1 protein-coding gene is annotated in these 296 nt (G+C 54.7%); it reads right to left on the bottom strand.

Annotation, left to right across the window (positions count from 1 at the left end):
- Positions 1-296: CoA transferase (locus A3722_RS06440; protein ID WP_201721974.1), on the bottom strand; the 296-nt coding region annotated here is incomplete at both ends.

Here is a 296-nt window from a genome sequence, read left to right as displayed (position 1 = left end):
CCGGGCCATGACACCCGGGCGAAAGCTTTCAGCGACAACGTCAGCTGATTTTACCAACGTTTTCACAGCCTCGCGCACGTCGGGGTTTTTCAAATCTACCGCCATGCTTTTCTTGCCTCGGTTAAAAGCAATTGAATGGGCCGTGTGCTCTCCATACGCACGCCCGAGCGTCCGCCCCCATTCTCCCTTCAACGGTTCGATCTTTATGACATCCGCGCCATGAAGAGCCATAAGTTGCGTTGCGTGTGGGCCTGCAACTCCCGCAGTAAAGTCCAGAACTTTCAGCCCCGAAAATG

This window comes from Sulfitobacter sp. HI0027, assembly GCF_001634775.1.
GTDB lineage: Bacteria > Pseudomonadota > Alphaproteobacteria > Rhodobacterales > Rhodobacteraceae > Sulfitobacter.
The sequence above is the reverse complement of the archived record's forward strand: the minus strand, read 5'-3'. Positions and strand labels throughout refer to the sequence as shown.